The sequence below is a fragment of the Shewanella sp. SM55 genome, assembly GCF_025654025.1.
Classification (GTDB): Bacteria; Pseudomonadota; Gammaproteobacteria; order Enterobacterales; family Shewanellaceae; genus Shewanella; species Shewanella oncorhynchi.
In genome coordinates this window covers 16,455-43,205 of sequence record NZ_JAKKRS010000003.1, presented here as the reverse complement: position 1 = coordinate 43,205, position 26,751 = coordinate 16,455, and the positions used below count along the sequence as shown (strand labels likewise).

The window sequence follows — 26,751 nt, the reverse complement described above, 5'->3', positions numbered from 1 at the left end:
CGTTACAAACGCGCTGCCTAAACGATTACTGACAAGTCTGTTTCCAGCAGGCGCTAACTTTGGCGCCTGCTTGTTCTAGCAATTGCACCACGCTTTTATCCCCCACCACATGGCCAGCGCCAACCACCACAAACAAAGGTCAAGTCACGTCAGTCGAGCCCATTAATTTTATAATGCCATCGGCCATCACATGGTTTCGCTGCCAGAGGATTTTCTCTAGCATTTTAGTGTCGCCCTCGCCGCCCATTTGCTCCTGCATTATGGAATCAAGCTCAGTTTCATTACCTGAACGCCAAGCCGTTATTAACGATAAAAGCTCCGCATCCGATGCGCTAATCGCCTCACGCACCATAGACCACTGCTCTTGACTATTAAAAGACGCTAACAATTGAAATTGTGACTCGGCGGTTTCCAACGGATACACAGGCAAAGTCGCATATCGAGCCATCAACTGCATATCAACGCCATAATCCGTGCTGTAACCTAAGTCGTTATAACGCAATAAGTTAACTTGAGTAGCCTGCAGCCAAGGTGCGAAAGATTGAATCGACTGGCAAACATTTGCCGTGGCCGCGCAATAGGGCGTCATGCTCTCGACCGTTTGCTTATCTCGGCTCTGCCAATCTAAACCCTTAGTTTTATCGGCGCGGCTGTATTGTTGCAGTAAAGCGGTGCTATCGACTTTATTGATATCGACTTCTACGACTAAGCCCTTAGCTTTACCCAACGCGGTTTCAATTTGGGTGGGTAAAGGATAAAAGTCGGCACGTCCAATATGAATCGAACCCAGCAAATACGCGCTCTTGCCTTGCCATTGCACTTGATAAAATGGTGGTTTATCGGTTTCTGCACCCACCACTTTTGCGCTCAAACCCGCTAACGCCATAAAACAGATTGATGCAATTAGTCGCCATTGGCTTGTTGCCATATCCTTTGCCCCTTATAATTCCTGCAAATTTTGCAATGAGACGCTGTTATGCCACATACCAAGGTTATAGAGCAACTGAAAGAAAATCTTCAAATCGCCTATCGCCAAGCCATAGACGCCGACGCTAAGTTAGATGAGCTAAAGAAAGCTGGCCATGGAAACTTCACCAGCATATTCACGGCAGAACAAGGTTTTATCGCTTCGAGTAATCGCTTTCTGCCCTATGTGCAAGAGTTGGTCGATGACTTAACTCGCATGGAAGAACATCAAACGCTCGATCCTAAAGAACTCGAAACCTATGTGCGTCAGTTAGGCGCATTACTGCAAACGTTGCAGGCCTTTAAGAAGCAAAGCTAAACCGAGATTAGGAGCTGGAACTCACCTTAGATTTCAGCTCTTTCCATGGCATATCCAATCAAGCCCACCAACACAGATAGATAGCACTAAGCTTCCCCAAAACTGTCATCATTTTGTCATTTCTAAGTCATAGACTCCGCTCACATAGACGAAGGGGCTGACGTAATGACAAGTTTAGATCTGGCTAAAGAGCTCGATAAAATAATCTCTAAAGCTGCAATCAGTCCCTTATTTCAGCCAATTTTCAATATATTAGAACATAAAATTCATGGTTTTGAGGCGTTAAGCCGTGGCCCTGAACACAGCCCGTTATACTCCCCAGTCCCGCTATTTCAGACCGCCGAACATCAAGGTAAATTAAGCGAGCTAGAAACCCTTTGTCGCCGTATTTCACTCGAGCAATTTAAGTTGCGTCAGTTTCAAGGCAAGCTGTTTATCAATATCTCGCCCAAGGCATTGTTAGATCCCGCCCACCCCAAGGGCATGACCTTACAACTGCTGCAACAACTTGGCATAGCGCCATCACAGGTTGTGATTGAACTGTCAGAGCAATATCCCGCCGATGATATCGATTTACTCAAATCCTGCTTAAATCACTATCGTAGCCAAGGTTTTTTAACGGCGATCGATGACTTAGGTGCAGGTTATTCGGGTCTGAGACTCTGGTCAGAATTGTCACCTGACTATGTCAAAATCGACCGTCACTTTATCCATCAGATTGATTCGACTCCCGTCAAACAGGAATTTGTCCGCTCGATTGTGGAGTTATGCCAAAGTTTAACCTGCAAAGTGATAGCCGAAGGAATTGAAACGCAAGAGGAATTAGCCGTACTCAAACAACTGGGTATCGTCTATTGCCAAGGCTACTTACTCGGTCGTCCAGAAGTGCTCCCCTGCCGCGCGATGAAAGCGACCTTAGTGCCAAGCAATACTCAAATTCAACCTAGATACAGCGAATCGGCCGAGAGCCTGTGCACGAGCGCCATAACCGTAGTGCCTACACTTAAACTCAAATTTTTAAGTGACACCTTTATCTCGCAACCTGCATTACAGGCGGTTGTAGTGGTCGATAACCAGTTGCCACTCGGTATTATCAGCCGCGCGACCTTACTTGAACTCTTCAGCACACCCTATGGTCGCGCCTTACATGAAAATCATGCTGTGAGTGAAGTGATGGACCCGCAAGTCATCCAGATTGAGGCCAACGAACCATTATCCATCGTAAGTCAATTACTGACCTCAGAGAGTGCTAATACGGTAGCGCAACAGTTCATTATCCTTCGCCGTGGTAAACTACTCGGCATAGGCCATACCAAGGATCTGCTACAAAGGATCACAGAGCACAGAATTAAGATGGCGCGCCATGCAAATCCTCTTACAGACTTGCCGGGTAATGTGCCCATTCAAGAGGAATTAAAACGCCTTAAGATCCAAAAGAAACATTTTTATCTAGCCTATTTTGATCTGTGTAACTTTAAGCCCTATAACGATATTTATGGATTTTGCCGTGGCGATGAAGTGATTTGTGAAGTGGCGAATCTGTTACTGAAGTATAAAAGCGACAATTGCTTTGTTGGCCATGTCGGCGGCGATGACTTTGTCATTATCAGCACCTGTGAGCATATGATCAGCCGTTGCCAGCGAATTCTAGCGGATTTTGAAACCCATAAGCATTTATTTTATAGCGCAGATCACTGGCTGGCCCAGGAAATGCTCGCCGACGATAGAAAAGGTGAAGCCTGTTACCATCAATTGATCAGTCTATGTGTAGGCATTTTACCACCCGCACTCACCTTTAACGCCCATGAACACAGTCTATCGACCTTAAGCGCTAGGGCAAAAAAACAGGCAAAATCCGCAAATAACGGATTTTACCTGTTAGAAAATCATCTGATTATCGACACTCAGGCACTAACGGCATAGCTAAACAGCTTAAATCCTCAGCATTACCGCCCGATATGAGTCATTAAAGTTGTGGTGCAATCGTCTTCTTTAACCACTCGGTTAACATTTTGGTTTCATACATAAAAGGTTTATCATTTAAAGATTGGATCCCACCCATAAACCCCATATCCGACAGTTTTTCATCGCCCGCGATAATCACTTTATCGTTTTCCATGACTTGATAAGAAAAAGTCATACGTGGCGGATAAATGTCTTTGATAATGCGTAAATCATTGGCGGTCGCACCAAATGTTGGACGCATATCACCCGCAAGATCAACATCGGTAATGGTCATTTCAAGCTTTTGATTTGGTTTTAAAATCTTCGCGGCTTCTTTATTGATGTTTTCAGTTAAGGTCTCAAATAAGCGCTTCTCATAACGGGATTGGAGCTCCCCTGATGATTTTATATCGCGATAATCTTTAGGACTTTGCCAAACAATTTTAACCACACCATCTTCGGTGACGGGATCCACAGGCGCTTCATCGGCCGCCCAAGCCGCACTGCAACTTAATACACCTGCGAGTAAAAGGGACTGAATTTTCATGTTTGCCTCCAAGGCCTAGATAACTTTCTGAGAACCACAGTACAAAATCTAACCTGAACTAGAGCTTAACGCAAAACGGATATAAGTACAGCAAATGTTCCGTAAGCTTTTGTATAATTAAGTAAATATTATTTAACCACCACAACCAATACGTATCTTTTTGTATCGGAATTGCACCAAGTAAGTGCATAGTTATCAATTTGTGAACATTTCACGCGCATAACGACAAAAAAAGCGTTATCCTTCCGCTATTGTTTACATTGCCCACTTAATAAAAAATGAAATTCCCTGTTGTACCTGTGTTCATTCTTATCCTGTTTACCTGCGTCGTAAGTGCGATTTGGTTTATCTCCCCGAGTGACAAAAATACTGGCCCTAAAACTTGGTCAGCCTTTATCTACAACCATGGCTATGATTCAGGAAAGTATAAAAAAACTGATAACTTTGACAGCTATAATACTTGCCGCGATTTTGCACGCGAACAATCTGCCTTCTACGACAATGTGCCTTGGGAATGTGGATCTATGTGCCAGTTCGATACTCGTAAGCAAGGATTTCAATGCGAAGAAATGAAGAATGAGCACTAACTAACCATTCAGTATAGGTTCAATATTTATACAATAAACTCAGCTCCTCACAGTAAAACTCGTTTTCTTTACCGTCTAAGGATGCACGATTTAGAACTAACGTGTTAAACGTAATTTTTAACTTGGAGCTTACCTATGAACCTAAAAACGGCTTATCTATTCAACCCATATTCACGAAAACTCGCTTTATTGGCACTGCTGACAATCGGAACGAGTATCAGCCTTCCAAGCCATGCTGCACCATTGACCATCAGCCAGCAACAAGCTGTTACTGTTCATTTGAGTAAATTGGCTCAGGCGCAAAATGCGGCTGAACATCAAATGACAGAGCAGCTTAAGCAAGATTTTAGTCAACAATTAACCGCGCAAGAACATGAGTTTATGAGCGACATCTGCCCTAAATACGGCATGACCTTCGATGTCACTACCAACGCTTGCTTACGCTCGTAAGGTATTGCCAAGATTAAAATGGAAAACGGGCACTCAGTTCAGGGTATTGCAGCTTTAAATCCTTGGGCTTAGTGCTAAATTTTTTACCCACGGGCGTCGCCTTGCCCGATGGCATAAAGGGCAGTTCCTCACCGGTTCTATCTTCGTATAATTGCCCTGCGATAAGGTCGTATTCATCTACAAAAGGGTAAGCATAGGCATCTCGCTCTGGCCAAGCGACTAAACGTGCTAGGGTGTCAGGCTGATTAACCACACCTTCGAAAATTTCTTTACCAAGTGAAATCAAAAAACACCTAAACTCGGCAAAAGCATATTCAGAATCACAACCCGTAATAATGTAAGCCGCCCCCCAAACAGACCACAGATAACTACGGCGCATCTGCTGACCAAACATTTTATCGAAAGCTTTTAACTCTTCATTACTCAATTCGGCAAGTTTCTGCTTCAGTGCTTGAGTCAAAGACTCCTGTGATTGCGCCGCTTCTGTTCGCGTGACTAAACCCCAAAACTCAACTTCTGTCATAAACGTCACCTATTAGAGCCTCTAGCAAAAAGGCATATTCTACACGATATTACGGTTATACTGGACTCGGATTAGGGCATTTCCTACACTTGCTCATCTTCTTTGCTACTGGTGTGCACTTCAATCTATGCCTAAACGTCTTATACTACTGATCACGTTATATTGCCTCTTCAGCATTGCTGCACTTTGGCGTACTGTGATGACTCAATCCCTTGATGTATTCACCCTAGGTGTCCTCCCCGTGCTCGTTGGCATACTCATACGCGCGCCGTGGTCTAGCTTAGTGTTGAAAATTTATATTGGCATGCAAACCTTAGGATTCTCGGCACTGGGGATTACAGCAATTATTGCCTATCGCATTACCCCTGAGGATGTAAAAGTGGTTGTTTCTGGCCACAACATTCCTATGTTGCCACTCACAGTGAGCATTATTGTTATTTTACTCGTGCAGTATTGGATCGCATTTTCTAAGGTCACGAGACACTATTTGACCCGCCAAACTCAGTAATGGACTTTGTTGCTAAGCTGTTATCAATAGCGTAGCTTAGCGACCCAGTAAAATACTTACGACTCTTAACTTGAAGTAGACTATGAGCCATTTATCGCCCAGCGAACTTTCCATTCTTTTAGTAGAACCTTCAGAGACACAGCGTCGAATTATTATTCAGCGCTTACAACAAGAAGGCATTCTCAGCATTCAAACCGCAGAAAACATAGAAGCGGCTAAAGATATTATTGCTCGCCATAAACCTGACCTTATTGCGAGCGCCATGCATTTCGATGATGGCACTGCCATCGATCTCTTGGGCTACTTAAGGGCCAACGCTGACTGCAAAGATATCCAATTTATGCTGGTCTCGAGTGAGTGCCGCCGTGAGCAACTTGAAATATTCCGCCAATCGGGTGTAGTAGCGATTCTACCTAAACCCTTCAGTGCCGACCATTTAGGTACAGCATTGAATGCCACGATTGATTTACTCAGCCACGATGAACTCGACCTGAGTAATTTCGATGTACAAGATGTACGTGTATTAGTGGTCGATGATAGCCGTATGGCAAGAAACGTCATTAAACGTACGATTGGTAACTTAGGGATGAAGCTGATTACCGAGGCCGAGGATGGTGCGCAAGCCATAGCGTTAATGAAACACAATATGTTCGACTTAGTGATCACTGATTACAATATGCCGAGTGTAGATGGGCTAGCTTTGACACAATTTATCCGCAATGAAAGCCAACAATCACACATTCCCATCTTGATGGTGTCTTCCGAAGCCAACGATACCCACCTCAGCAATGTGTCCCAAGCGGGTGTAAATGCCTTATGTGACAAACCCTTTGAACCCAAACTTGTTAAAAAATTACTCTATCAACTGTTAGAAGAATAAAACCAGAATAAAACTTAAATCACGAACTGAGTAAATATTCTGCGCTTTACTGAACATCCTGTTGCACGCTAGACGCAAAAGGCTTTCCAAGTGCTAAACCTTATGGCATGTTAGGCACGCTTATTTCAAATAAATCTACGGAAAGAAGAGACAATAAAAATGAACAAAACTGAACTAATCGCCAAAATTGCAGAAAATGCCGATCTAACGAAAGTAGAAGCAGCACGCGCATTGAAGTCTTTTGAAGCAGCTATTACCGAATCAATGAAAAATGGTGACAAAATCTCCATCGTAGGTTTCGGTTCTTTTGAAACAGCGACTCGTGCCGCTCGCACTGGCCGTAATCCACAAACGGGTAAAGAAATTCAAATTGCTGAAGCGACAGTGCCGAAGTTTAAAGCGGGTAAAACCCTACGTGACAGCGTAAACTAAGTTATAAAATTCAATACAACGCCTCCATTGTGAGGCGTTTTTTTTGCCCAATCCCAGTGAAGCACTGAATGTTTTTTGCACAACAAAAGTGCGCCTCTGCCCCACAAACTGGCAAATAAAAACATTTCATTAACATTTAGAGTTCTAATACCTTGTTTTACATGGCATTGTAATAGTGGCATGTGATTAGCAAATCCTTCCTTAGAAAAAAACCAAGATGCACTAATGACCACAGCTGACTTTGAGTGTGCCAATGGTGAATCGATAAATAAGTCAATCGAGGGGATGAGCATGAAGAAATCACTGTACAGCGTTTTGGCCTTATCGACGGGAATGTTACTGGCAGGCAACGCCTTTGCAGCCGTATCAGGCAACATTGGCGGTACCTCTAATTATCTATGGCGCGGTGCGACCCAAACTAAAGATGCGGTCGCAATCCAAGGTGGCCTTGACTACAGCCACGATTCTGGATTTTATGCGGGAACTTGGGCATCGAATGTGGATTTTGGTGATGATACTAGCTACGAGCTTGATCTATATGCAGGTTATGGCGGCAGTATTACCGAAGACATCAGCTACGACTTTGGCTATCTCTACTACGCCTATCCAGACGCGCCGGGCAGTATTGATTTTGGTGAGCTCCATGCTGCTGTCACGTGGAAATGGCTCGAACTAGCTTACTCCCAAGTCATCAATGCCGGTGACGATCTGGCCGCCGATCCTTTAGATAATAAAGATCTCAGTTATCTTGCCGCGACGGTATCCGTTCCTCTCACTGAAAAGCTGAGTTTATCAGTGCACTATGGTTACTCAAACGGTGATGTCGTCCAATCTTGGTTTGGCGAAGATAATTATGCCGACTATAACGTGACTCTCAGCGCAGATACCAGTATAGGCACAGTGTCATTTATGGTCTCTGATACCGATCTCACCGATGATGCCAAACTAGTACTCGGATATTCCTACAGTTTTGATCTATAGGCTCTAAGCATAACAAAACGCCACCTTAAAAAGTGGCGTCGTTTTATCACCATCACCTACTAGGCAATAATTGACCGGTTTGTTTTACGGGCCGCAACCATTTTCTCAATATATTCAACAATGGGCTCAGTCACTGAAATCCCTGTTGTTTGCTCAATCCCTTCAATGCCTGGCGCCGAATTAACCTCAAGGATCAGTGGGCCACGGTTAGAACGTAAAATATCTACTCCCGCGACAACCAATCCCATCGCCTTCACAGCGGCAATAGCCATTTTACGCTCAACAGAGGTGATTTTTACCACCTCACCACAACCACCTAAATGCAGATTTGAGCGGAAATCACCCTCGGGACCTTGACGCTTCATCGAAGCAACAACCTTGTCACCGACAACAAAACAACGAATATCACTACCATTGGATTCTTTAATGTATTCCTGTACTAAGATATTCGCTTTGAGCCCCAAGAATGCTTCAATCACGCTCTCAGCAGCCGTTTTAGTTTCAGCGAGTACGACACCAATCCCTTGAGTGCCTTCGAGTAATTTAATGACTAACGGAGCGCCGCCCACCATATTGATGAGATCTGGGATATCATTTGGCTTATTGGCAAAACCCGTCACTGGCATGCCAATCCCTTTGCGGGAAAGTAGTTGCAGTGCCCGCAATTTGTCCCGCGAACGCGCAATGGAGATTGAATCATTCGCGGCATATACGCCCATCATTTCAAACTGACGAACAACGGCACAACCATAAAAAGTCACGCTAGCATGAATACGCGGAATGATGGCATCAAACCCAACTAATTCAGTACCTTCATAATGAATGCTAGGTTTAATAGAATTAATATTCATGTAGCAATTCAGCGTATTGATCACGACTGCTTCATGTCCACGACTTTGGCAAGCCGCGACTAAGCGTTGTGTTGAATACAACTGGGGGAATTGGGATAAAATACCTATTTTCATTGCTGAGTGACCAACTTAAGCATGAGTGAATAAACCGTTCTGCGGCACCAAAAGCACAGCGACAGAAAAAGGGGCTGATATTTGTCTATTGCTCAGTGTAAAGCAAGAAAATATTCCTCACCAGACGAAATCATTATGCTAATGAAATACTTCAAGACCTATCACACTCGAAACTCGGTTTAAGTTAACAGCGGCAAAATATACTTAGCCTCAAACTCCGTTGCATCTAAGGGACGAGAAAATAAATAACCTTGTAATACAGTACAATGGCGAGAAGTACAAAACTCAGCCTGCTCAATTGTTTCAACGCCCTCAGCTACTGATATGACATTAAACCCATGGGCGAAGTTAAGTAATGCAGCGAGCAAACGAGTGTCTTTATCATCCTTATCATAGGAAGCGACAAAGCTTTTATCGATTTTCAGCACGCTAATGGGAAACAATTTGATATGTTCTAAGGACGAAAAACCCGTCCCAAAATCATCAAGGGCAAAACGCACCCCTAACTCGGCGATTCTATCGAGCATTTTGGCATGTTCATGGGGATCTTCAATAAGGCAATTCTCAGTAATTTCAAGCTCTAATGCTACAGCAGGAAGTCCTGTCTTAGTCAGCGTATTCGCTATTTTATCAAACAGGTTCTCATTTCCAATTTGCGATGCTGACAGGTTAACGGCAATGGTAAATTCTCTCCCTGTTGGCTGTAATTGGGTTAACCAAACCTGTGCCTGAATACAGGCTTGTTCAAGCACCCAATCATCAATGTCCTCCATTAATCCAATTTCTTCGGCTATGGGTAAAAATTGATCTGGGGTGATAATGCCGTCTACAGGATGCTGCCATCGGATAAGGGCTTCCATCCCCACCAGCTGATGGGTTTTCGCATTCACTTGCGCTTGATAATGAACCTTAAATTCATTTCTTTTTAAGGCAGTACGCAAACTCGACTCGATATGATTACGGTAACGCACCTCTTTATCTAAAGCTTCTGAGTAAAACTGAATCTGGTTTCGGCCCATTTTTTTAGCGCGATACATAGCGATATCGGCACATTTCATCAGCTCAGAACTGTTCGAAGCCGCTTCATTATAAAAAGCCACGCCGATACTGGCACCAATAAGCACATCGTTATCACCGAGACAAAACACGTCCTCAAACACTTTTAACAATCGATTAGCCACAATCATAGGGAAATATTTATAATCATTATCAGTGACTAGCACGACAAATTCGTCCCCACCTAAACGGGCAATAATGTCGCCATCTCTTAGTACTTCACTTAATCGAGCGGCTACTTTAACTAAAAGAATATCCCCCGTCTGATGGCCTAGAGTGTCATTGATCGCTTTAAAATCATCTAAATCGAGTAAGATAACGGCTAAATAGTCGTGACAACGTTTGGCCCTTGCTATCGCTCGATTAAGACAAAGTTCAAAACCATAGCGATTAACCAGCTTAGTCAACGAATCGTGTTCAGCTAGCTCTTTTAGTTTTTGGTGACTATTACGTAACGCCAACGCCATTGAAGATCTTTGTTTCGCATAACGAATTGCACGAGTTAGTATCCGCGAGTTGACCTCATCTTTAAGCAAGAAGTCCTGTGCACCTAGTTCAATACAGCGCTGAGCCAGTTTCTCATCTTCATAGCGACTCAGCATAACGACTACGGTCTGGTCTTGCGTCATGGCATTAAGCTTGATCAACACTTCTAAGCCATTAGCATCGGGTAATAAATAATCCAATAGAATACCGTCAAAATGACGTTCTAATGCGAGATTTAAACCATCAAATGCACAATTTGCTTCGACCACATTAAAAGTCAACTTTGACTGTCTGAGTGCTCGGATGATCGCAGTTCTATCAACTTCATCATCATCGATCAGTAGTAAATCCATATACTCACCTTATGCGGATGGGAGCTCCACTATTCGCCAATAACCTTCAAGCATATTAAAAATATTGTTAAAACCGTCATTCATATCAGTTTTAACCATGTAACCAGCCACATGATGGCTATAGGCTTTCATCCTATCTTCATCGGTACTCGACGTGGTGAGCATAAAAACGACAGACGAAGAAAGAGAAGGATCTGAACGTATTCGCTCAAGGAACTCAAATCCATTCATTCTTGGCATATTAAGATCGAGCAAAATAAGATACGGACCTTTGATCGTGTCTAAACTCGTTAGAATAGTTAATGCTTCGATCCCATCTCGAGCACGCACTAAGGGATTGAGTAACCTCAATTGTCTCATCGCCCGCTGCACGGCCATGTAATCCACGTCATCGTCATCAACCAATAAAATGGTGACCTGTTGATAGTGATTTGCTGCGCTCATAGAAGCTCCTTTTTCACTATTTTCTTAGGCCAACTAAAGCAAAAACAACAACCTCGGCCCTGCGATTTGAGCTGAATCTCTCCACCTAAACTTTCAACTGTTTTCCTCACAAGTGATAAGCCTAAACCACTGCCTTCAACTTCATCCCTTGGTTTAAGTGTTTGAAACATCTCGAAGACTTTTTCATGATATGAGCTTGATATCCCCGGACCATCATCTATCACACTGAATCGATACTGCTGATCAACCGCATCACATGAAACCGTAATCACACCTGTACCTAAGTCATGGTGTTTTATGGCGTTACTGATTAAATTTCGTATAACTAATTCCAACAATGGTCTTACGGTATAAAAATTCGGAAATTCACCTTTTAGGACTAATTCAAATCCCTGTGGCGGCGCGACGAGCGCAAACATGTCTTCAACCAGTTGCCGACTTTTCACTTCAGTAGTTTCGGTATCGACACGACCAATCCGAGAAAACATCAATAGTCCATCGAGTAATAACACCATTCGATGAATACGACTTTGGATAAGCCCTAGGTATTTCTGTACATTTTCATTGGTGCTATCGACTAAATCCTCTGATAACCAAGAGGTTAGCTGCTCGATACCACGTAAGGGGGATTTCAAATCATGGGAAGCAATATAGGCGAACCTGTCTAATTCTTGATTGATACGCTCAAGCTCAAGCATATGTTCTGCACGCTGAACTTCAATGCGTTTACGTTCAGAGACATTGTTAATTGTCGCGAGAATAGAAATGCCATTACTAAAATGAATAGGCGTCAACCCCACTTCAATTGCGAGTCGACTGCCATCTTTGCAACAGCCAAACAGGTCATCCCGCATCGACATATTTTTCGCAATAGGCTGCACTAAATAGTTACTCATGTGCTGCTGATGAGCATCCCTTAGGGTTTCGGGCAATAACATATTGATGGAACGACCGAGTAACTCGTCTCTGGTATAGCCGAACAAACGTTCAGCATGGGTATTCACTAAAGTAATAAATCCAGATTTATCCACCATAAATAGCGCACTTGGAGAGGCTTCAATTACTAATCTAAAGCGTTTTTCGTTAGCAATTAACTCTGAAGTCAGTAAAGACTCCTTATATCGATTACGCGCCATAATTAACACTGAGTAAAACAATGCCAAAATAAAACCACAACCGATAAATTGGAGCCACATACCTTGGGTCTGTTCCGCTCTCGAGATAAAACGCGATTGTGATGAAATGTCTAAACGCCACAACTGCCCTCCAACTAAGTCAGTCTGCGAGTGATAAAACACATCCTGCTCATTCGGGGCCACTTTGCTGCTGGTAAACATTAAACTGTCAGCGCTTGCCTGCGGACTTTCATAAATGGCAAGTTTCAAGCCTGAGAATCGCTCCCCCATAATCCCTTGCATGAGGTCATCCATCCTAAACGCTGCATACACAAGTCCAAACACGTGCTGTTTACGCTCAGCCTCTGTTGTTGTGGTGCCTTGATAAAGCGGTAAATACATTAAAAAGCCCGCTTTAGCATCATCAGAAGTATCTTGAACTAATACGACTTTGCCAGAAACTGTCGGCAGTCCAGTGATAATAGCGCGAGTTATGGCTTTATATCGATTAGACTCGGAGCACATGTCATAACCCAAGGCCCTTTGATTACGCCAATCAAAGGGTTCTAAGTACACAATCACGCAATACTGATCACGCGTTCCTTCTGGGTAAACTTTATAGTCTTTAAAACCTTCAGCTTGAACTTGTTGGATGTGTGCACTTAATGCTTCAGGTTGAAGTAACTGAGCATAGCCAAAACCTTGAAAACCTGGGTAATACTCAGATAAATGAGCATTGATGACATAAGTTTGCCATTCCTGACGTGTCACATTACTCGACGATAATAATAAGCCAACGCCACCACGTAAGACTTGCTCATAAGCAAGCATTCTGCGATTCACGGCTTCTGTTAATTCTTGAACGCTATTTTCGAAACGCTCTTCACCTCTATCCCTAAGATATTGCTCAAGCACATACCAAGAGATCCCCATGAAAAGCAAGGCAGCCACTATCATCAGCCAGCTAGAGCTCAGCACGCTAAAGTAGATATTATTAGATGGGGGGAGTGATTTAGAAAACTGATCCTTGTCCATGTAAGCCAATTCCCTAGCAAACGATTAACAACAAACACTGGTACAAGTGTTGTTGTAATTATGACTAAATTCAAGTTTATCCTACTATTTAACTCGGAATTAACCCGAATATATCTATGACTATACCGTGCTCTTAATCACAAAATAAGCAAAAACTAAATTAATCAAATATTCAATTGCTGTCTCGGGCCGACGCCAAACAGCAGTAAGCTGAATCATCCGACTCACGGGAAGAATTTTTCACCCTAACTCACAAAATTATTTGCTTTTCTACCATACTCTTTTTAGTTAGAAAGTCGTTAGGAACAACAAGAGGAATTCGTTATGGCTCATATTACTGAAGTCGTGCCCAACGATACTGAACTTGAGGCAATGACCACACCAAGAAACAGCAAAGCCGCCGAGGCAATGCAGCATAGACGCGAAGTCAAAAAGCGTTTAGAAGACTACCTCGAGCGGGCGGAGTTAAAACGTGCATTAGGAGATGACGATTTTTTCTAGCCAATTCTATCTCGCTATCTAGTGGTCAAAATGATGGGATGATGATCTCAGTCGGTGATCATTTGTTTCGAACTCACTGAGTTTTGGCCCACTAAAATCGAATATCTCACCCAGCCAATAATGCTGGGTGTGACTCTGCTCTAGCTCACTAACCTCCAGATTTAATATCGCGTCATCACAGTCATTTTTACCACTCTTGTCGGCTTGAGTTTTGATTAACAAGCATTCAGCCTGAACACACTCAAATAACTCATCGCTGTCATGCTTTGCTCCAATCAATCTATTTTTATATCAAGAACAAAGCAGCTTTAATGTCATATCAATAAAATATTATTAAACAGATGTTTACTTATTTATGTCCCATAGACATAGCGCTATAATTGTAACAAGTGCACCAAAATGATTCACAAAATCGATAACAGCTAATTTATTTAATCGGTATATTTTCTCAGCTAGCCTGCGAATCAATATGAATAAATGAGGTTTAAGGCTATGATTAGCCACATCTCTCTCGCTGAAATTACCTGCAGGATATACGGGAATGTCTGAGTCGTTAGCCCAATATCAACAAGATCTACGCCGTTTTTCCGATGAATTAATTCGCATTCAAACGCCAATAAAAATCTTAGATGCCATTAAATGGCCGCGGGAAATGGAGGAACGTTTTCTCTCCAATAAGGGCACGGTACTTCCAGCTATCAAGCAAGAGTTCTATCAAAACATTGCTTTACCTTTTGATCCTGTTAAAACCCAAGCTGAGCTAGCCTCCCTAAAGCAGGACATCCATAGACGTTTGGGTAAACGAGACAAACTCGGCAAAATATTAGTGGCAAACGTCGATCAGTATCGCCTTGTCATCGATATGTTGGGGAACAGAGGCACGCCAACCTTTGGTAAGCTCAGCCAAGAATTGTACGGCAGTGCTAGCCATAAACTGCATGGCGATCGCCATACCTTGCGCCAGTTAGGCGATAAACTCAGCTACATTTTCTCGCTGCCCGCGGCGAGGCACATGAATAAACACCACCCTAAAATTATTAGCGCGCCAGAAGCGGTTAACGTGCTCAGCCAACGTTTAGAAAAGTACTTCCATAGCGATGATATGCGTGTACGCCTTAGTGACGGTATCGTCTCTGACGCTGCAGTCGGTGGCGACACTGTTAAGCTCAATAGCAAAGCAATGTTCAGTGAATCGGATCTTAATGTATATGAAGTTCATGAAGGTTGGGTGCATGTCGGCACGACGCTAAACGGCCGAGCTCAACCCCACGCCACTTGGCTCAGTGTCGGTTCTCCGCGCGTAGCAGCAACCCAAGAAGGTCTAGCCGTTTTACTGGAAATGCTGACGCTAAGCTCAAATCCAGGACGGGCTCGGCGAATTAGTGACCGTGTTGCCGCGGTCGATATGGCTGAAAATGGTGCTGACTTTATAGAGGTATTCAATTATTTCAGAGGATTGAATCTAAGTGCGACAGACAGTTACCGTGTCACCCAAAGGGTTTTCCGTGGGGGTATGGTGGAAGGCGGCAGTTTCTTCACTAAGGATATTTCCTATGTGCGTGGCTATGTGGAAAACATTAACTTTATCCGCAGCGCCATCACCTCAGGCCTTCCTGAACTCATTCCTATGCTATTCCTCGGTAAATTGGCGATCGAAGATATCCCCGTGTTATACCAAGCTTGCCAAGAGGGCATTCTAACTACGCCTAAATATCTACCGCCCATGTTTGATAACTTTAGTGGCCTTTATGCTTGGTTTGGTTTTGCATCAGGTTTAGCAGGAATCGATTTGAAAGGTGTACAGCGCCATTTCACTCGCTTATTTAAAGACGTACCAAATGTCGTCCCCGCCTTTGAGTTACTCGATGATACTGAATTTGACAACAACTCGGACTAATACAGTAACTAGATTGATTTAAAATAAAAAAAGCTCACAACTATGTGAGCTTTTTTATAAAACTAAACGCTAATCTTCGATAGAAAAACCTTCACCATTACATTCAAAATACAACTCACAGGCAGGATAACTCACTTTGCCACACGTGTAGAAGATAATGGCATTTCCACCCAACTTTTGAACTTGTACTTTCAAATCTTTTAAGGCTTCCACACTAACTGCGGCAGTGCATTTAAATCCAATCGATCACCCTGGGTCGCAATTGCTATAGCCTTTGGTTTAGTCTGAGGATCTTGGTTAATCACATCGACTAATCCATGCTGCGCCTCGGGTTCTCCATGGACTAAAATTAACGGCGGCTGGCCTTCAAAATGGTGATACCAACGTAATAACTCTGCTTGATCCGCATGGGCTGAAAGTCCACCCACTGTGTGTAACTTAGCCGCGACTTTAATGCTGTTACCATGAATAGACAGTTCCTCAGCGCCATCGACGAGGGCACGCCCTGGTGTTCCAAGCGCTTGATAACCACAAATAATCACATCACATTCTGGGCGCCATAAATTATGCTCTAAGTGGCTACGAATACGTCCACCGTTACACATGCCGCTCCCTGCGATAATGATCAATCCCTTATGCACGTCGTTCAGCGCTATCGACTCTTCGGTCGTTTGGATAAATTCGACATTCGACAACAGCGGATGCTGCCCAGGATGTTGGCGGGTAAAGCGTTTAAAGTCCTCATCCATCAGCGGATAATTATTAACGTAGACGCGGGTCGCCTCAATTGCCATCGGGCTGTCTAGGCAGATTTTCCAACGGCCGAGATCCCATTCTTTAGCATATAAATGAAATAGATATAATAACTCCTGTGCTCGTCCAACCGAAAAAGCGGGGAGCAATATATTGCCTTGGCTCTCGTTGACTGTCTTAGCAAAAATGGCTTTCAATTCGGCTAAGGTATCCGTCCAACTGCGGTGAAAACGATTGCCATAGGTGCTTTCCATTAAGACTAAATCTGCCGTATCCACTAAGGTAGGATTACGTAAAATCGGCATACCTGCACGGCCAAGATCGCCACTGAAGACGATTTTCTTCTGTGATTTGCCCTCACCTAACCACAACTCGACTAAGGCGGAACCTAAAATATGCCCTGCATCTGAGAGGCAAATATCCACATGGGGAATAACCCGAATCACTTGACCGTATTCCAATGGTACAAATTGGGTTATCGCAAGTTCAGCATCTTCAACGGTGAATAGCGGTTCTAGGGGGTCAAGATCATGTTTAGCACGCTTTTTATTGACTCTTTCGGTATCGCGGGTCTGCAGCATAGCCGCATCTTTGAGCATGATGGCGCACAGCTCTGCCGTGGCTTTATGGGTGTAAATAGGCCCATCAAAACCCGCTTTGACTAAGAGTGGTAAACGCCCAGAATGATCGATATGGGCATGGCTAAGCACGACAGCAGAAATAGACTCAGGATCAAATGCGAAGGGATCATGATTACGCAACTCATCAGATTTACCGCCTTGGATCAAACCACAGTCGAGCAATAAGTGTTCATGATCAACCGAGAGTAAATGACACGAACCTGTCACTTCCTCTGTCGCCCCTAAAAACTGCAATGTCATTCGCATGGTGTCCCTCCAAGGTGTTTATCTCATATAAAGATAGACTATGCCCTTATTCCTAAAACAAAAAGGATTAATTAGTCACGTGCGAGCAATGTCAACTTTAGCTGTAATGCTTAGTCATCAATAACCTAACAATGGGTACAACTGACCTTGACGTACCGTTTTGCCAGCGTTAGCAATAGTGCCATCGCGCAGCCATTGTTCGAGCAAAATCTGCAAAGGCTGTTTGACCTCTGCGGCCGTCATTCCAGCGCTAATACTTGGGCTATAGAGTAATTTAAGCAAAATGAAATCGAGCCCAGTGAGTAAGTCCTGCGGGGTTTTGTCGTTAAAGATGGAGGGAAATACTTTCTCTGAATCATTGGGTAAACCAAGCACTTGGGTTATCTCTTCCACTACGCAAGCCACTAACTTACCGTGCATTTTGGCTTGATCTACAGGAATAATAATCCAAGCACGTTCAATCTCTTGCCGTGAATTGAGAGCAAATTTTGCCATACACACAGAGCCATGGACATTTTTCGCCGAGCTCGGTCCCATTAAGCGCATCACCTCACTTGCCCATAGGGATTGACGGGTAAAAACTAAGTGCAGATTCGCCTCAGAGAGCGTATCTACCCGTTGAATATCGAGGCCAGTGATCTGGCCTAAGTGTGTTAAGTGCATCAACACTAATTGAGTGTGCAGCGCCTTATCACCCACTTGATGCTCAATAAACACTCGTACCGGTATGCGCCACTTACGCACGCTATGTTTAGCAAGGTCATACTCATTTTGTAGGGCGACTTCACTAAATGCTTGGGTGATATAAGCGGAGTTTTTCCAATCCGTAGCGGGCGTTAATACTTGGGTTAATCCGGGAGATATTTGAGCAGCAAATAAAGGTAAAACGAATAAACTTAGCGTTAGAAAAAGCCCTAAACGAAACAGACGTGCAGTAAAAAATAACCAACTGTAGAAACGTGTTAATACCCTAAGCCACTTTTGCATTGGCACTCATCCCGCAACTTGACGAGGTTACTGAATCAAAATCATAGCAGTGATACTGATAAAAGAAGTCGAAATCTGCAAACAATCTCCTACGACATAGACTTAATAAACTCGCCCAGAGAATGCAATGCCGACTAAACCGTTGCCAATAAAACCCCATAATAAAATTACTACACAAAGCATCAATGCATTGTTTTTAAACACATTATATTTAATATCATTAATCGTATACTGATGATATTACACCACCATTGCCAAGGATTCAGGATGACAATGGTGTGCATTTTTAGCTTAAGCGCTTTCTAACGAGCATACTCCGTGCAACTATTCAGCGAGTCAGCGAGCTCTAGTCCCTTAACCACCCCTCAACTTCATCGCGCGTCGGTACTGAGCCGCTATGTATGAGCTCACCATCGATCACTACCGCAGGGGTTTTCATCACTTTAAATTTCAATAGGCTTTGAGGATCTGTGTCCTTTTTTACAATAACATCTACACCCATTTCTTCTGATATGTCCGCAATCATCTCAGCGGTTTTGCTACATTTAGCGCAACCACTGCCTAATACTTTGACTTGTTTCATGTTACTTCCTTAACGAACTGTGCTGCAAAATTAAAAATTTCAACCTACTGTCATACTCGCAGCCACATATAGCAAGGTAAATTTCCAGCCAAGCAAACTCATAGACAAGAGTATGGCAACATCTATAGCTCAATTCAGGCCACAATAAGATAACTGCATTATTAGTTGCATTGCATTGATTGCTATTAATTTCTATATATAAATATAAACAAATATTTATATACCATCTGTTATAAACACTACCAAAAAACTAAAAAAGTACAGCCTAGTTTTTCATAAAATCACAATACTCTAGTTAATTTCACGACTCAAAAAAATAATCTTGATAACACAACAAATATTAATACAACCTAAATTAGATGTTTGGTGGATATAGCTAAAACAATCAATATTTTACTTGATTATTATTTAGGTATTTCCCCGTCATCATTTATCCACACATCTCGTGACCCATATCACTTATTACAACATTTAAGATTGATCCTACATCACTAAACACTAGTATCTGCTATGTTGCGGCTGCGACACGATTTATCAACATATTATAACAATACGGAAACCTCCCTATGACCTGGACTCAAACATACACACCACTCGGTAGCTTGTGGCTAACCGCAATGGTTGCTTTACTGCCTATTGTGTTTTTCTTCCTAGCCTTAACTGTGTTAAAACTTAAAGGCTATATCGCTGGGGCATTAACCTTATTAATTGCCTTAGCAGTCGCGATACTCGCCTACAAAATGCCTATTAGTATCGCGCTTGCTTCTGCTATATATGGTTTTAGTTATGGGCTATGGCCAATTGCTTGGATTATTATTACCGCAGTATTTTTATATAAAATCACCGTTAAAACAGGTCAATTTGAGGTTATTCGCTCGTCAGTCATCTCAGTCACGGAAGATCAACGATTACAAATGCTATTGGTTGGCTTTTCATTTGGAGCCTTCCTCGAAGGTGCTGCTGGTTTTGGTGCACCTGTTGCTATTACAGCTGCGTTACTTGTCGGGCTTGGATTCAATCCATTGTATGCAGCAGGACTTTGTTTAATCGCAAACACGGCACCCGTCGCCTTTGGAGCTATGGGTATCCCAATTATCGTAGCAGGTCAGGTTTCATCACTAGACCCATTCCATATTGGACAACTCGCTGGCCGTCAGTTGCCAATTTTATCGATTATTGTCCCCTTCTGGCTCATCGCAATGATGGATGGCATCAGGGGAATACGTCAAACTTGGCCCGCAACATTAGTAGCAGGCGTTTCATTTGCGATTACCCAATTTTTAACCTCAAACTTTATCGGCCCCGAATTACCCGATATTACTTCAGCGTTAGTCAGTCTAATTTGTTTAACGTTATTTTTAAAAGTCTGGCAACCAAAAGAAATATTCACTTTCTCAGGAATGAAACAAAGAGTTACTACCCCTAAATCTACTTTTTCTAATAGCCAGATATTTAAAGCATGGTCTCCCTTTATTATTCTCACAGCGATTGTAACCCTGTGGAGTCTTAAAGATGTACAACTGGCATTAAGTTTTGCCACTATCAGTATTGAAGTACCTTACTTACATAATCTCGTTATCAAAAGTGCACCTATTGTCGCTAAGGAAACCCCTTATGCAGCAATATATAAACTTAATTTATTAGGCGCTGTTGGAACAGCCATTTTAATCGCAGCAATGATCTCAATTGTGGTCCTTAAAATGTCAGTAAGTAATGCACTGACATCCTTTAAAGACACTTTAATTGAATTAAAATTCCCGATATTGTCGATTGGATTAGTATTAGCATTTGCCTTTGTCGCAAACTATTCAGGTCTATCTTCAACCTTAGCACTCGTGCTCGCTGGCACTGGCGTAGCATTCCCCTTCTTCTCACCATTCTTAGGTTGGTTAGGTGTGTTTTTAACAGGTTCAGACACCTCATCAAATGCCCTATTTGGCGCGCTGCAAGCCAATACAGCAAACCAAATAGGTGTAACACCTGAGTTATTAGTCGCCGCAAACACTACGGGAGGAGTAACGGGCAAAATGATTTCGCCACAATCTATTGCCGTTGCTTGCGCTGCAACGGGATTGGCGGGTAAAGAATCAGATCTTTTCCGCTTTACGCTAAAGCACAGTCTATTTTTCTGTACTTTCATTGGCGTGATCACAGTACTCCAAGCATACGTAGTCCCTTGGACATTAGTGTTTTTCACTAAATAAAGCGATATCTAAGATATATTAAAAGCCGAGTGATAAACCACTCGGCTTTTTAGATTGGAATGGATATAAAACTCACTCTGCGATGAAATTCGAATGGGTTCAATTAAGCAAAGTAGCAAGGCAGCTTTATTAATCCCAGTGAAGTCATACAATCAAAGTCTAGGTTGTCATTCTTGTCGTAGATAAATACTCGGTACATTGATGGCAAATGCAACTTAAGCCAGCAACTTCACCTTGTCCTTACTAATACACCCTTTAACACTAAAGAGTTAAAGTGCAATAGTTCCAGCTGCGGCCATTAGTCACTTGCAGTATCAATGAGCTCCATTCGGATAGAGATCTAAATACTGGCTCGATAGCGTTAATCAACACTGCAAGCTCCTAATCGTTTATCTCATGGTTAAACAATCACTTGATGATAGGTTTCCACATGGTATGACTCGACTAATTCGGGCATAACTTGGTGGAAATAGTGTTGAATCGCATCTTTAGCGCAGTGCTCATCAAAGGCGGCAATATCGACAAACTTCTCTACAAACGTCACGCGGCGTGGTTCATCACGGCTCACATTGAGTTCGTAACGAATACAACCCGCTTCGCGGCGCGTATCAGGAATAAGGCTCGCGAGCGCAGCTATTAGTGCTTCGGTTTTGCCCTCTTTAGCCAGAAAACTCGCCACGCAGGCAATTTGCTGTTGATTGATTCTATAGTCCGTTGAAGTCGACATCTCGGTTCCTTATTGGCTTAATGATGAATACTTATGTGCCTAGCTTTTGTTGATCGCTTATGTTGATAATTGATGTAGATAACTCATATTGATAGCCGCTTATGCTGATTAGTAGCGCATATCTAAATGGGGAATACCATCTTCTAAGTACATCTCAGAGCAGGCGACAAAGCCGAGTTTTTGATAGAAAGCTTTGAGGTAATCTTGGGCGCCAATTTGGATCCCAGCATCGGGCCAAGTCGTCAGTGCCGATTCAATGGCTTGCTGCATTAAAGGCATGGCTAGCCCTTTGCCTCGACCCGCTGGCGATACCACCACACGGCCGATACTCGCCTCTGGATAACTCAATCCCGGCGGCAAAATACGCGCGTAGGCAAGCAGCTCCCCGTCTGACGATAAGCCGAATAAATGCTGGGTTTCTGGATGCCTATCTTTATCGTCAAGCTCTGGATACGCACAGGCCTGCTCTACCACAAACACATCGACTCTTAACTTCAATATGTCGTATAGGGTATTGGCATTTAATTGATTAAATGTAAGATTTTGCCACTGCAAACGATATCCCTCTGCAAATCATCGAAAAAGAGCTTTGAGTCTACCACAGCATAAAGACCATAAAAAAGCGCCTTAATCCGTAAGGACTAAGGCGCAAAGCTATTGCGCAAACCAATAGATCTGGGGAAATCTATGGCGACAACAGGATAACGAAAAACGTTATTACTCGACCATGGCATCGTGGGCCACAGGCCCTGTCGGTTTACGGATCAGCAACACAGCGAATACGGCGATAAGTAGCAGAGCGCCCATGATGTAAAACACATCGTTATAGGCCTGAATATAGGCTTGCTGACTCATGGTTTTGCCCAGCAAAGCTTTCGCCTGCGCGGCGGCGGTATAGGGATCTGAACTTCCCGCCTGCAACATACTTGCGCTTTGGGCTAAATAGTCCTGCGCCTGCGTGCTCACTGCGGGTAAAGATTCATTAATATGAGCCAAATGCCCGCGCGACAAAGTGTCAGTCAGAGTCGCCACCAGCGCGATACCAAAAGCACCACCTAAGTTACGCATCACGTTTAATACCGTCGATGCCGAGGCATTTTCATGGGGTTTTAAATGCATAGTCGCAAGCATACCAATAGGCACCAGAATAAAAGGCTGACCTAAGGCCCGCACGACTTGCGAAGCGATCATCTGCGGTCCGGCATAATCTGCGGTCATCTGGCTATTCATGTAATAGCTAATGGCGAACATTAAAAAGCCAAAAGCAGCGAGATAACGACTATCGAAGCGCTCCATCAATTTCGGCACTAAGGGTAAGACCAATAGCTGCGGAAATCCCATCCACATAATCACACCACCAATTTCTAACGGTGTGTAATCATGGACTTGTGATAGATAAAGCGGGATCAAATAAATAGCACCGAATAATGCCATGCCCAGTAAAAAGTACGCCACGGTGGAGAGCACAAAATCACGCTTACCGAGCAGGCGCAAATTTACTAACGGTTCTTTGCGCCTTAGCTGGATCCAAACAAACAACACCAGATTCACGACGGCAATAATGGCCAGATTACGAATGAGTTCTGAACCAAACCAGTCCTTGCGGTTACCTTCTTCGAGCACCACTTCAAGGCAACCCATACCCAGCGCCATAGTGACTATGCCCGCCAGATCGACATTCTTCAGCTTATCCCAAACGACCGACTGCTTCTCTAAACCGTAGGCCAACATGGCCATCACCAACAAACCCGGTGGCACATTGATATAAAACAGATAATGCCAGCTAAATTGCTCGGTCAGCCAACCGCCTAAGGTCGGGCCGATTGAAGGCGCAAATGTGGCAGTCACGCCAAATAATGCCATGCCGACAGCACGTTTGTTATCGGGTAAAAACTCAAGAATAAGCCTAAAGGCTAACGGAATCAGTGCACCACCAAAGAAGCCCTGTAGCGCCCGAAAGGCGATCATGGCCTCTAAGTTCCACGCGATTGAGCAAAGCACAGAAGCAAAGATAAAAGCAGCCGTGGTCCATAACAGATAACGCCTGACCGACAATCCCGTACTGAGCCAGCCAGAGAGCGGGATCGCGATCATTTCAGCCACCAGATACGCGGTTGAAATCCAGCTGCCTTCTTCGAGCGTTGCCCCAAGGCTGCCTTGAATCTCCTTCATCGATGCATTGGTGATTTGAATATCGAGGATCGCCATAAAGGCGCCGATCAAACCACCAAATACCGCAATCCATGAACGGCGACTGCCACGTTCATAATCGCTAGGCTTTCTAGGTACACTGATGCCCTGCGCCTCAATATCGGCAGACGCAGTGATAGAGCCAGTTGCGCTCATACTAACGACCTGTATTTGCAGCGATTGCCGATATTGCAGTACCCGACGCCGTATCCACTTTCACGACCGCACTTAAGCCCGGTAGCATGTGTGCTTCTTCCTCAGATAAATCTAAGCGAATACGCACGGGAATTCGTTGGACGATTTTAGTGAAATTACCTGTAGCGTTTTCCGCTGGCAATAGACTAAATTTGGCTCCGGACGCCGGTGACAGACTATCGATAACACCTATAAAGGTTTTGTCGGGAAACGCATCGAGACTGACCTGCACCGACTGTCCTGGTTGCATATGTTGGATCTGGGTCTCTTTAAAGTTCGCCGTGATCCACACTGCCCCATCCGGAACCAAACTGTAGAGTGCTTGGCCGGGTTGCACGTACTGCCCCACCATAGCGCCACGTTTACCAATCACCCCAGAAAAAGGTGCGGTCACACGGGTATCATTTAATTGAATTTTCGCCAGTTCTAAAGTCGCATCGGCCTGCTCTACTACTGAGCCCGCCTGATCTAATTGGGCATTAAAAACCGCTAACTCCCGTTGCTTTGCCACTAACACGGCTTGAGCTTCATCGAGACGGGCGGCGGCAGAATCAAATCCGGCCTGTAGTTGATCGACATCATCTTGGGAGCTGTAATTACTGACTTTAAGCTTTTTTGAACGGCTCAATTGTTGTTGTGCCCGTATTTTATCGGCCTTTGCCGCTACCACGCCTGCGCTGGCTTGAGTGATTAACGCCCGTTGCAACTCCACCTTTGCGGCTAAGGTTTGCAAGTCCGCCTTCGCACTCGCCTGTGAGGCTTCGGCTTGACTCACTTTGGCACTAAACTGGTTATCTTCTAGCTGAGCTAATAACTCACCCTTTTGCACATGCTGGTTATCAGTTACATCGCTTAACACAACGTAGCCAGGCACTTTCACGCTGATATGGGAAATATCGGCCTCAACATAAGCGTTATCCGTGGTTTCGATAAAACGTACCTGTGTCCACCAGTAATAACCGCCTCCCGCAACTGCAGCGAGTAACAGTGGAACGGCGATAATGAGTTTACTTTTGGACATGAATGACTCCTTGATTAGTGATATCTAGTGTACTACTGTCTCACTAAGTTTATTAGTCAGTAAAAAATCAACCCACTGTTTCACAGGTGTAACAATGATGGATCTCAATCGCGTGCAAATTTTCGCTCAAGTGGTCGAGCAAGGTAGCTTTACTGGCGCAGCTAAAGCCCTTGGGCTCACTAAGGCAACCGTCAGTCGCAAGATAGCCGAGCTCGAAGCCGATACCGGCACACAACTGCTTTTTCGCACCACCAGAGCCCTAAAACTCACCGAAGCAGGATCGAGTTATTACAACAGGATCAATAAGATCCTCAGCGATCTGCAGAGCGCCGAAAATCAGCTCAGCGCCCAACAGCAATTGATTAAAGGCAATCTAAAAATTGTCTGCCCAATTGAATTAGGCCAATTGTTTTTAGGGCCGATTTTCGCGCAGTTTTTAACGCTTTATCCCGAAATCACCATAGAGGCTGAACTCACCAACCGTAAGGTCGATGTCATAGAAGAAGGTATCGATCTGTTATTTCAAATTGCCGATTCGGGTGACACTCGCTTGCAAAGCTATGCCTTAGTCAACGCCCATAAATCGCTTATGGCAAGCCCAGCTTATTTAGCTGTCCATGGAACGCCCAAGGTGCCACAGGACTTAGCCAAACATAAAGCGATTCGCTTGCAGTCGGCGCATATCGAAGGTGCGTGGAAATTATTCGATGGCAAAACTTGGATTGTCGCCGAGCCCAAGACTCAACTGACGGTAAACAATGTCACCCTCTCTCGCGAGGCCGCCATTGCGGGGCTTGGGATCACAGCGGTGCCATCCATCATAGCCCAAGTCGCATTAGAAAAAGGCGATTTAATCCCGCTACTAGATGACTATCCAATGGTGCAAACTAAGGTAGTGCTTAGCTATCCACAGCGGGCGTATCTACCGCGAAAATACCGCGTCTTTATCGAATTCATCTATAGCTCCCTATTTAAACGTTGGGGATCGCAAGTCTTAGAAGTCCCTGATTTTATCGGCCATGCCGATCTAGATGAATAAATCGAACACCCAAAACAGTAACAATTGTTACTTTGTAAAGTGAAAATCATTGCCTTGAGGATAAATCCTCTATGTCAGAATTGCCTTAATCCATAAGCCCCTATAAGCTTGGCAAGGTAACAGGCTGCAAAAGACCTTAGGTTTTCCTGATACAGTTTGCACAATAAAATTTAACA

At 43.8% G+C, this 26,751-nt stretch carries 25 protein-coding genes and 2 pseudogenes; 12 read left to right on the top strand and 15 right to left on the bottom strand.

Annotated features, from left to right (window positions below):
* Nucleotides 1–25: 25 nt before the first annotated feature.
* Nucleotides 26–928 (bottom strand): annotated as a pseudogene (locus L5L91_RS05585) (TraB/GumN family protein).
* Nucleotides 929–976: 48 nt separating this feature from the next.
* On the opposite strand from L5L91_RS05585, the gene L5L91_RS05580 reads away from it, so the two are divergent.
* Together L5L91_RS05580 and L5L91_RS05575 are read left to right on the top strand one after the other, a co-directional pair.
* Nucleotides 977–1,285, top strand: coding sequence for a prephenate dehydrogenase (locus L5L91_RS05580; protein WP_105250305.1), 309 nt, complete (start codon nucleotides 977–979; stop codon nucleotides 1,283–1,285).
* A gap of 165 nt (nucleotides 1,286–1,450) precedes the next feature.
* Nucleotides 1,451–3,208: a GGDEF domain-containing protein gene (locus L5L91_RS05575; protein WP_263182568.1), complete on the top strand. Its 1,758-nt coding sequence runs from the start codon at nucleotides 1,451–1,453 to the stop codon at nucleotides 3,206–3,208.
* A gap of 43 nt (nucleotides 3,209–3,251) precedes the next feature.
* Here the strand turns inward: L5L91_RS05575 and L5L91_RS05570 are convergent, their stop codons facing one another.
* Nucleotides 3,252–3,776 carry a DUF3016 domain-containing protein gene (locus L5L91_RS05570; protein WP_113939176.1) on the bottom strand — a complete coding sequence of 175 codons (525 nt, stop codon included), beginning with the start codon at nucleotides 3,774–3,776 and terminating at the stop codon, nucleotides 3,252–3,254.
* A 278-nt stretch (nucleotides 3,777–4,054) separates the two neighbouring features.
* On the opposite strand from L5L91_RS05570, the gene L5L91_RS05565 reads away from it, so the two are divergent.
* Nucleotides 4,055–4,363, top strand: a complete 309-nt coding sequence (locus L5L91_RS05565; RefSeq protein WP_105250308.1) for a hypothetical protein — start codon at nucleotides 4,055–4,057, stop codon at nucleotides 4,361–4,363.
* Between the two features lie 135 nt (nucleotides 4,364–4,498).
* A complete protein-coding gene (locus tag L5L91_RS05560) occupies nucleotides 4,499–4,813 on the top strand; it encodes a hypothetical protein (RefSeq protein ID WP_263163666.1) in 315 nt (104 codons plus the stop codon).
* A gap of 13 nt (nucleotides 4,814–4,826) precedes the next feature.
* On the opposite strand, the gene L5L91_RS05555 is transcribed toward L5L91_RS05560, so the two are convergent.
* Nucleotides 4,827–5,336, bottom strand: coding sequence for a DUF4240 domain-containing protein (locus L5L91_RS05555; protein WP_263163668.1), 510 nt, complete (start codon nucleotides 5,334–5,336; stop codon nucleotides 4,827–4,829).
* A gap of 127 nt (nucleotides 5,337–5,463) precedes the next feature.
* On the opposite strand from L5L91_RS05555, the gene L5L91_RS05550 reads away from it, so the two are divergent.
* The 4 genes from L5L91_RS05550 (at nucleotide 5,464) to L5L91_RS05535 (ending at nucleotide 8,137) form a co-directional block, all read left to right on the top strand.
* Nucleotides 5,464–5,844, top strand: coding sequence for a hypothetical protein (locus L5L91_RS05550; protein WP_105250311.1), 381 nt, complete (start codon nucleotides 5,464–5,466; stop codon nucleotides 5,842–5,844).
* A gap of 82 nt (nucleotides 5,845–5,926) precedes the next feature.
* The gene (locus tag L5L91_RS05545; protein WP_105250312.1) at nucleotides 5,927–6,724 is read left to right on the top strand and encodes a response regulator; all 798 of its coding nucleotides are present in this window, start codon (nucleotides 5,927–5,929) and stop codon (nucleotides 6,722–6,724) included.
* Between the two features lie 159 nt (nucleotides 6,725–6,883).
* On the top strand, nucleotides 6,884–7,156 hold the full coding sequence (locus tag L5L91_RS05540) for an HU family DNA-binding protein (protein WP_006079990.1): 273 nt from the start codon (nucleotides 6,884–6,886) through the stop codon (nucleotides 7,154–7,156).
* Between the two features lie 291 nt (nucleotides 7,157–7,447).
* Nucleotides 7,448–8,137 (top strand): TorF family putative porin, encoded by a 690-nt coding sequence (locus L5L91_RS05535; protein WP_263235852.1) that lies wholly within the window; start codon nucleotides 7,448–7,450, stop codon nucleotides 8,135–8,137.
* 59 nt (nucleotides 8,138–8,196) lie between these two features.
* On the opposite strand, the gene rimK is transcribed toward L5L91_RS05535, so the two are convergent.
* The 4 genes from rimK to L5L91_RS05515 form a co-directional block, all read right to left on the bottom strand.
* Nucleotides 8,197–9,102, bottom strand: a complete 906-nt coding sequence (rimK, locus tag L5L91_RS05530; RefSeq protein WP_113939182.1) for a 30S ribosomal protein S6--L-glutamate ligase — start codon at nucleotides 9,100–9,102, stop codon at nucleotides 8,197–8,199.
* Between the two features lie 179 nt (nucleotides 9,103–9,281).
* Nucleotides 9,282–10,997, bottom strand: coding sequence for a putative bifunctional diguanylate cyclase/phosphodiesterase (locus tag L5L91_RS05525; RefSeq protein ID WP_131523939.1), 1,716 nt, complete (start codon nucleotides 10,995–10,997; stop codon nucleotides 9,282–9,284).
* Nucleotides 10,998–11,006: 9 nt separating this feature from the next.
* Nucleotides 11,007–11,441: a response regulator gene (locus tag L5L91_RS05520; protein WP_263235851.1), complete on the bottom strand. Its 435-nt coding sequence runs from the start codon at nucleotides 11,439–11,441 to the stop codon at nucleotides 11,007–11,009.
* Nucleotides 11,438–13,591: a CHASE domain-containing protein gene (locus L5L91_RS05515; protein WP_263235849.1), complete on the bottom strand. Its 2,154-nt coding sequence runs from the start codon at nucleotides 13,589–13,591 to the stop codon at nucleotides 11,438–11,440. The genes L5L91_RS05520 and L5L91_RS05515 overlap by 4 nt, the downstream gene beginning before the upstream one ends.
* 324 nt (nucleotides 13,592–13,915) lie before the next feature.
* Here L5L91_RS05515 and L5L91_RS05510 point away from each other — a divergent pair, with 324 nt between their 5' ends.
* Nucleotides 13,916–14,092, top strand: coding sequence for a PA3496 family putative envelope integrity protein (locus L5L91_RS05510; protein WP_006079984.1), 177 nt, complete (start codon nucleotides 13,916–13,918; stop codon nucleotides 14,090–14,092).
* Nucleotides 14,093–14,633: 541 nt separating this feature from the next.
* A complete protein-coding gene (locus L5L91_RS05505) occupies nucleotides 14,634–15,989 on the top strand; it encodes a flavohemoglobin expression-modulating QEGLA motif protein (RefSeq protein WP_131523937.1) in 1,356 nt (451 codons plus the stop codon).
* 200 nt (nucleotides 15,990–16,189) lie between these two features.
* Here L5L91_RS05505 and L5L91_RS05500 read toward each other — a convergent pair whose 3' ends face one another.
* The 3 genes from L5L91_RS05500 to L5L91_RS05490 form a co-directional block, all read right to left on the bottom strand.
* Nucleotides 16,190–17,629: an MBL fold metallo-hydrolase RNA specificity domain-containing protein gene (locus L5L91_RS05500; protein ID WP_263235848.1), complete on the bottom strand. Its 1,440-nt coding sequence runs from the start codon at nucleotides 17,627–17,629 to the stop codon at nucleotides 16,190–16,192.
* Nucleotides 17,630–17,746: 117 nt separating this feature from the next.
* Nucleotides 17,747–18,616, bottom strand: a complete 870-nt coding sequence (locus L5L91_RS05495) for a DUF2927 domain-containing protein (RefSeq protein ID WP_263235847.1) — start codon at nucleotides 18,614–18,616, stop codon at nucleotides 17,747–17,749.
* Between the two features lie 346 nt (nucleotides 18,617–18,962).
* Nucleotides 18,963–19,199 (bottom strand): thioredoxin family protein, encoded by a 237-nt coding sequence (locus L5L91_RS05490; protein ID WP_028761824.1) that lies wholly within the window; start codon nucleotides 19,197–19,199, stop codon nucleotides 18,963–18,965.
* Nucleotides 19,200–19,765: 566 nt separating this feature from the next.
* On the opposite strand from L5L91_RS05490, the gene L5L91_RS05485 reads away from it, so the two are divergent.
* Nucleotides 19,766–21,403: a lactate permease LctP family transporter gene (locus L5L91_RS05485; RefSeq protein ID WP_113939189.1), complete on the top strand. Its 1,638-nt coding sequence runs from the start codon at nucleotides 19,766–19,768 to the stop codon at nucleotides 21,401–21,403.
* Between the two features lie 273 nt (nucleotides 21,404–21,676).
* Here L5L91_RS05485 and L5L91_RS05480 read toward each other — a convergent pair.
* The 5 genes and pseudogenes from L5L91_RS05480 to L5L91_RS05460 form a co-directional block, all read right to left on the bottom strand.
* A pseudogene (locus L5L91_RS05480) lies at nucleotides 21,677–21,775 on the bottom strand (radical SAM protein); the annotation flags it as partial.
* A gap of 28 nt (nucleotides 21,776–21,803) precedes the next feature.
* Entirely contained in the window at nucleotides 21,804–22,130 is a 327-nt protein-coding gene (locus tag L5L91_RS05475) for a putative quinol monooxygenase (protein WP_113939190.1), read from the bottom strand.
* Nucleotides 22,131–22,238: 108 nt separating this feature from the next.
* Entirely contained in the window at nucleotides 22,239–22,685 is a 447-nt protein-coding gene (locus L5L91_RS05470) for a GNAT family N-acetyltransferase (protein ID WP_263235846.1), read from the bottom strand.
* 162 nt (nucleotides 22,686–22,847) lie between these two features.
* On the bottom strand, nucleotides 22,848–24,476 hold the full coding sequence (locus tag L5L91_RS05465) for a DHA2 family efflux MFS transporter permease subunit (protein ID WP_263235845.1): 1,629 nt from the start codon (nucleotides 24,474–24,476) through the stop codon (nucleotides 22,848–22,850).
* A gap of 1 nt (nucleotide 24,477) precedes the next feature.
* Nucleotides 24,478–25,536: an HlyD family secretion protein gene (locus tag L5L91_RS05460; protein WP_173247738.1), complete on the bottom strand. Its 1,059-nt coding sequence runs from the start codon at nucleotides 25,534–25,536 to the stop codon at nucleotides 24,478–24,480.
* A 94-nt stretch (nucleotides 25,537–25,630) separates the two neighbouring features.
* Between L5L91_RS05460 and L5L91_RS05455 the strand changes: the two genes are divergently transcribed.
* Nucleotides 25,631–26,575: a LysR family transcriptional regulator gene (locus L5L91_RS05455; RefSeq protein ID WP_263183323.1), complete on the top strand. Its 945-nt coding sequence runs from the start codon at nucleotides 25,631–25,633 to the stop codon at nucleotides 26,573–26,575.
* The last annotated feature ends 176 nt before the right edge of the window (nucleotides 26,576–26,751 follow it).

Bases quoted from the DNA above. Each gene is read 5' to 3' on its own strand.
- L5L91_RS05460 (WP_173247738.1), bottom strand. From the start codon at position 25,536: ATGTCCAAAAGTAAACTCATTATCGCCGTTCCACTGTTACTCGCTGCA.
- L5L91_RS05535 (WP_263235852.1), top strand. From the start codon at position 7,448: ATGAAGAAATCACTGTACAGCGTTTTGGCCTTATCGACGGGAATGTTA.
- L5L91_RS05550 (WP_105250311.1), top strand. From the start codon at position 5,464: ATGCCTAAACGTCTTATACTACTGATCACGTTATATTGCCTCTTCAGC.
- L5L91_RS05570 (WP_113939176.1), bottom strand. From the start codon at position 3,776: ATGAAAATTCAGTCCCTTTTACTCGCAGGTGTATTAAGTTGCAGTGCG.
- L5L91_RS05455 (WP_263183323.1), top strand. From the start codon at position 25,631: ATGATGGATCTCAATCGCGTGCAAATTTTCGCTCAAGTGGTCGAGCAA.
- L5L91_RS05520 (WP_263235851.1), bottom strand. From the start codon at position 11,441: ATGAGCGCAGCAAATCACTATCAACAGGTCACCATTTTATTGGTTGAT.
- L5L91_RS05485 (WP_113939189.1), top strand. From the start codon at position 19,766: ATGACCTGGACTCAAACATACACACCACTCGGTAGCTTGTGGCTAACC.
- L5L91_RS05545 (WP_105250312.1), top strand. From the start codon at position 5,927: ATGAGCCATTTATCGCCCAGCGAACTTTCCATTCTTTTAGTAGAACCT.
- L5L91_RS05495 (WP_263235847.1), bottom strand. From the start codon at position 18,616: ATGCAAAAGTGGCTTAGGGTATTAACACGTTTCTACAGTTGGTTATTT.
- rimK (WP_113939182.1), bottom strand. From the start codon at position 9,102: ATGAAAATAGGTATTTTATCCCAATTCCCCCAGTTGTATTCAACACAA.
- L5L91_RS05555 (WP_263163668.1), bottom strand. From the start codon at position 5,336: ATGACAGAAGTTGAGTTTTGGGGTTTAGTCACGCGAACAGAAGCGGCG.
- L5L91_RS05575 (WP_263182568.1), top strand. From the start codon at position 1,451: ATGACAAGTTTAGATCTGGCTAAAGAGCTCGATAAAATAATCTCTAAA.
- L5L91_RS05465 (WP_263235845.1), bottom strand. From the start codon at position 24,476: ATGAGCGCAACTGGCTCTATCACTGCGTCTGCCGATATTGAGGCGCAG.
- L5L91_RS05540 (WP_006079990.1), top strand. From the start codon at position 6,884: ATGAACAAAACTGAACTAATCGCCAAAATTGCAGAAAATGCCGATCTA.
- L5L91_RS05580 (WP_105250305.1), top strand. From the start codon at position 977: ATGCCACATACCAAGGTTATAGAGCAACTGAAAGAAAATCTTCAAATC.
- L5L91_RS05490 (WP_028761824.1), bottom strand. From the start codon at position 19,199: ATGAAACAAGTCAAAGTATTAGGCAGTGGTTGCGCTAAATGTAGCAAA.
- L5L91_RS05500 (WP_263235848.1), bottom strand. From the start codon at position 17,629: ATGCGAATGACATTGCAGTTTTTAGGGGCGACAGAGGAAGTGACAGGT.
- L5L91_RS05560 (WP_263163666.1), top strand. From the start codon at position 4,499: ATGAACCTAAAAACGGCTTATCTATTCAACCCATATTCACGAAAACTC.
- L5L91_RS05510 (WP_006079984.1), top strand. From the start codon at position 13,916: ATGGCTCATATTACTGAAGTCGTGCCCAACGATACTGAACTTGAGGCA.
- L5L91_RS05505 (WP_131523937.1), top strand. From the start codon at position 14,634: ATGTCTGAGTCGTTAGCCCAATATCAACAAGATCTACGCCGTTTTTCC.
- L5L91_RS05565 (WP_105250308.1), top strand. From the start codon at position 4,055: ATGAAATTCCCTGTTGTACCTGTGTTCATTCTTATCCTGTTTACCTGC.
- L5L91_RS05475 (WP_113939190.1), bottom strand. From the start codon at position 22,130: ATGTCGACTTCAACGGACTATAGAATCAATCAACAGCAAATTGCCTGC.
- L5L91_RS05525 (WP_131523939.1), bottom strand. From the start codon at position 10,997: ATGGATTTACTACTGATCGATGATGATGAAGTTGATAGAACTGCGATC.
- L5L91_RS05515 (WP_263235849.1), bottom strand. From the start codon at position 13,591: ATGGACAAGGATCAGTTTTCTAAATCACTCCCCCCATCTAATAATATC.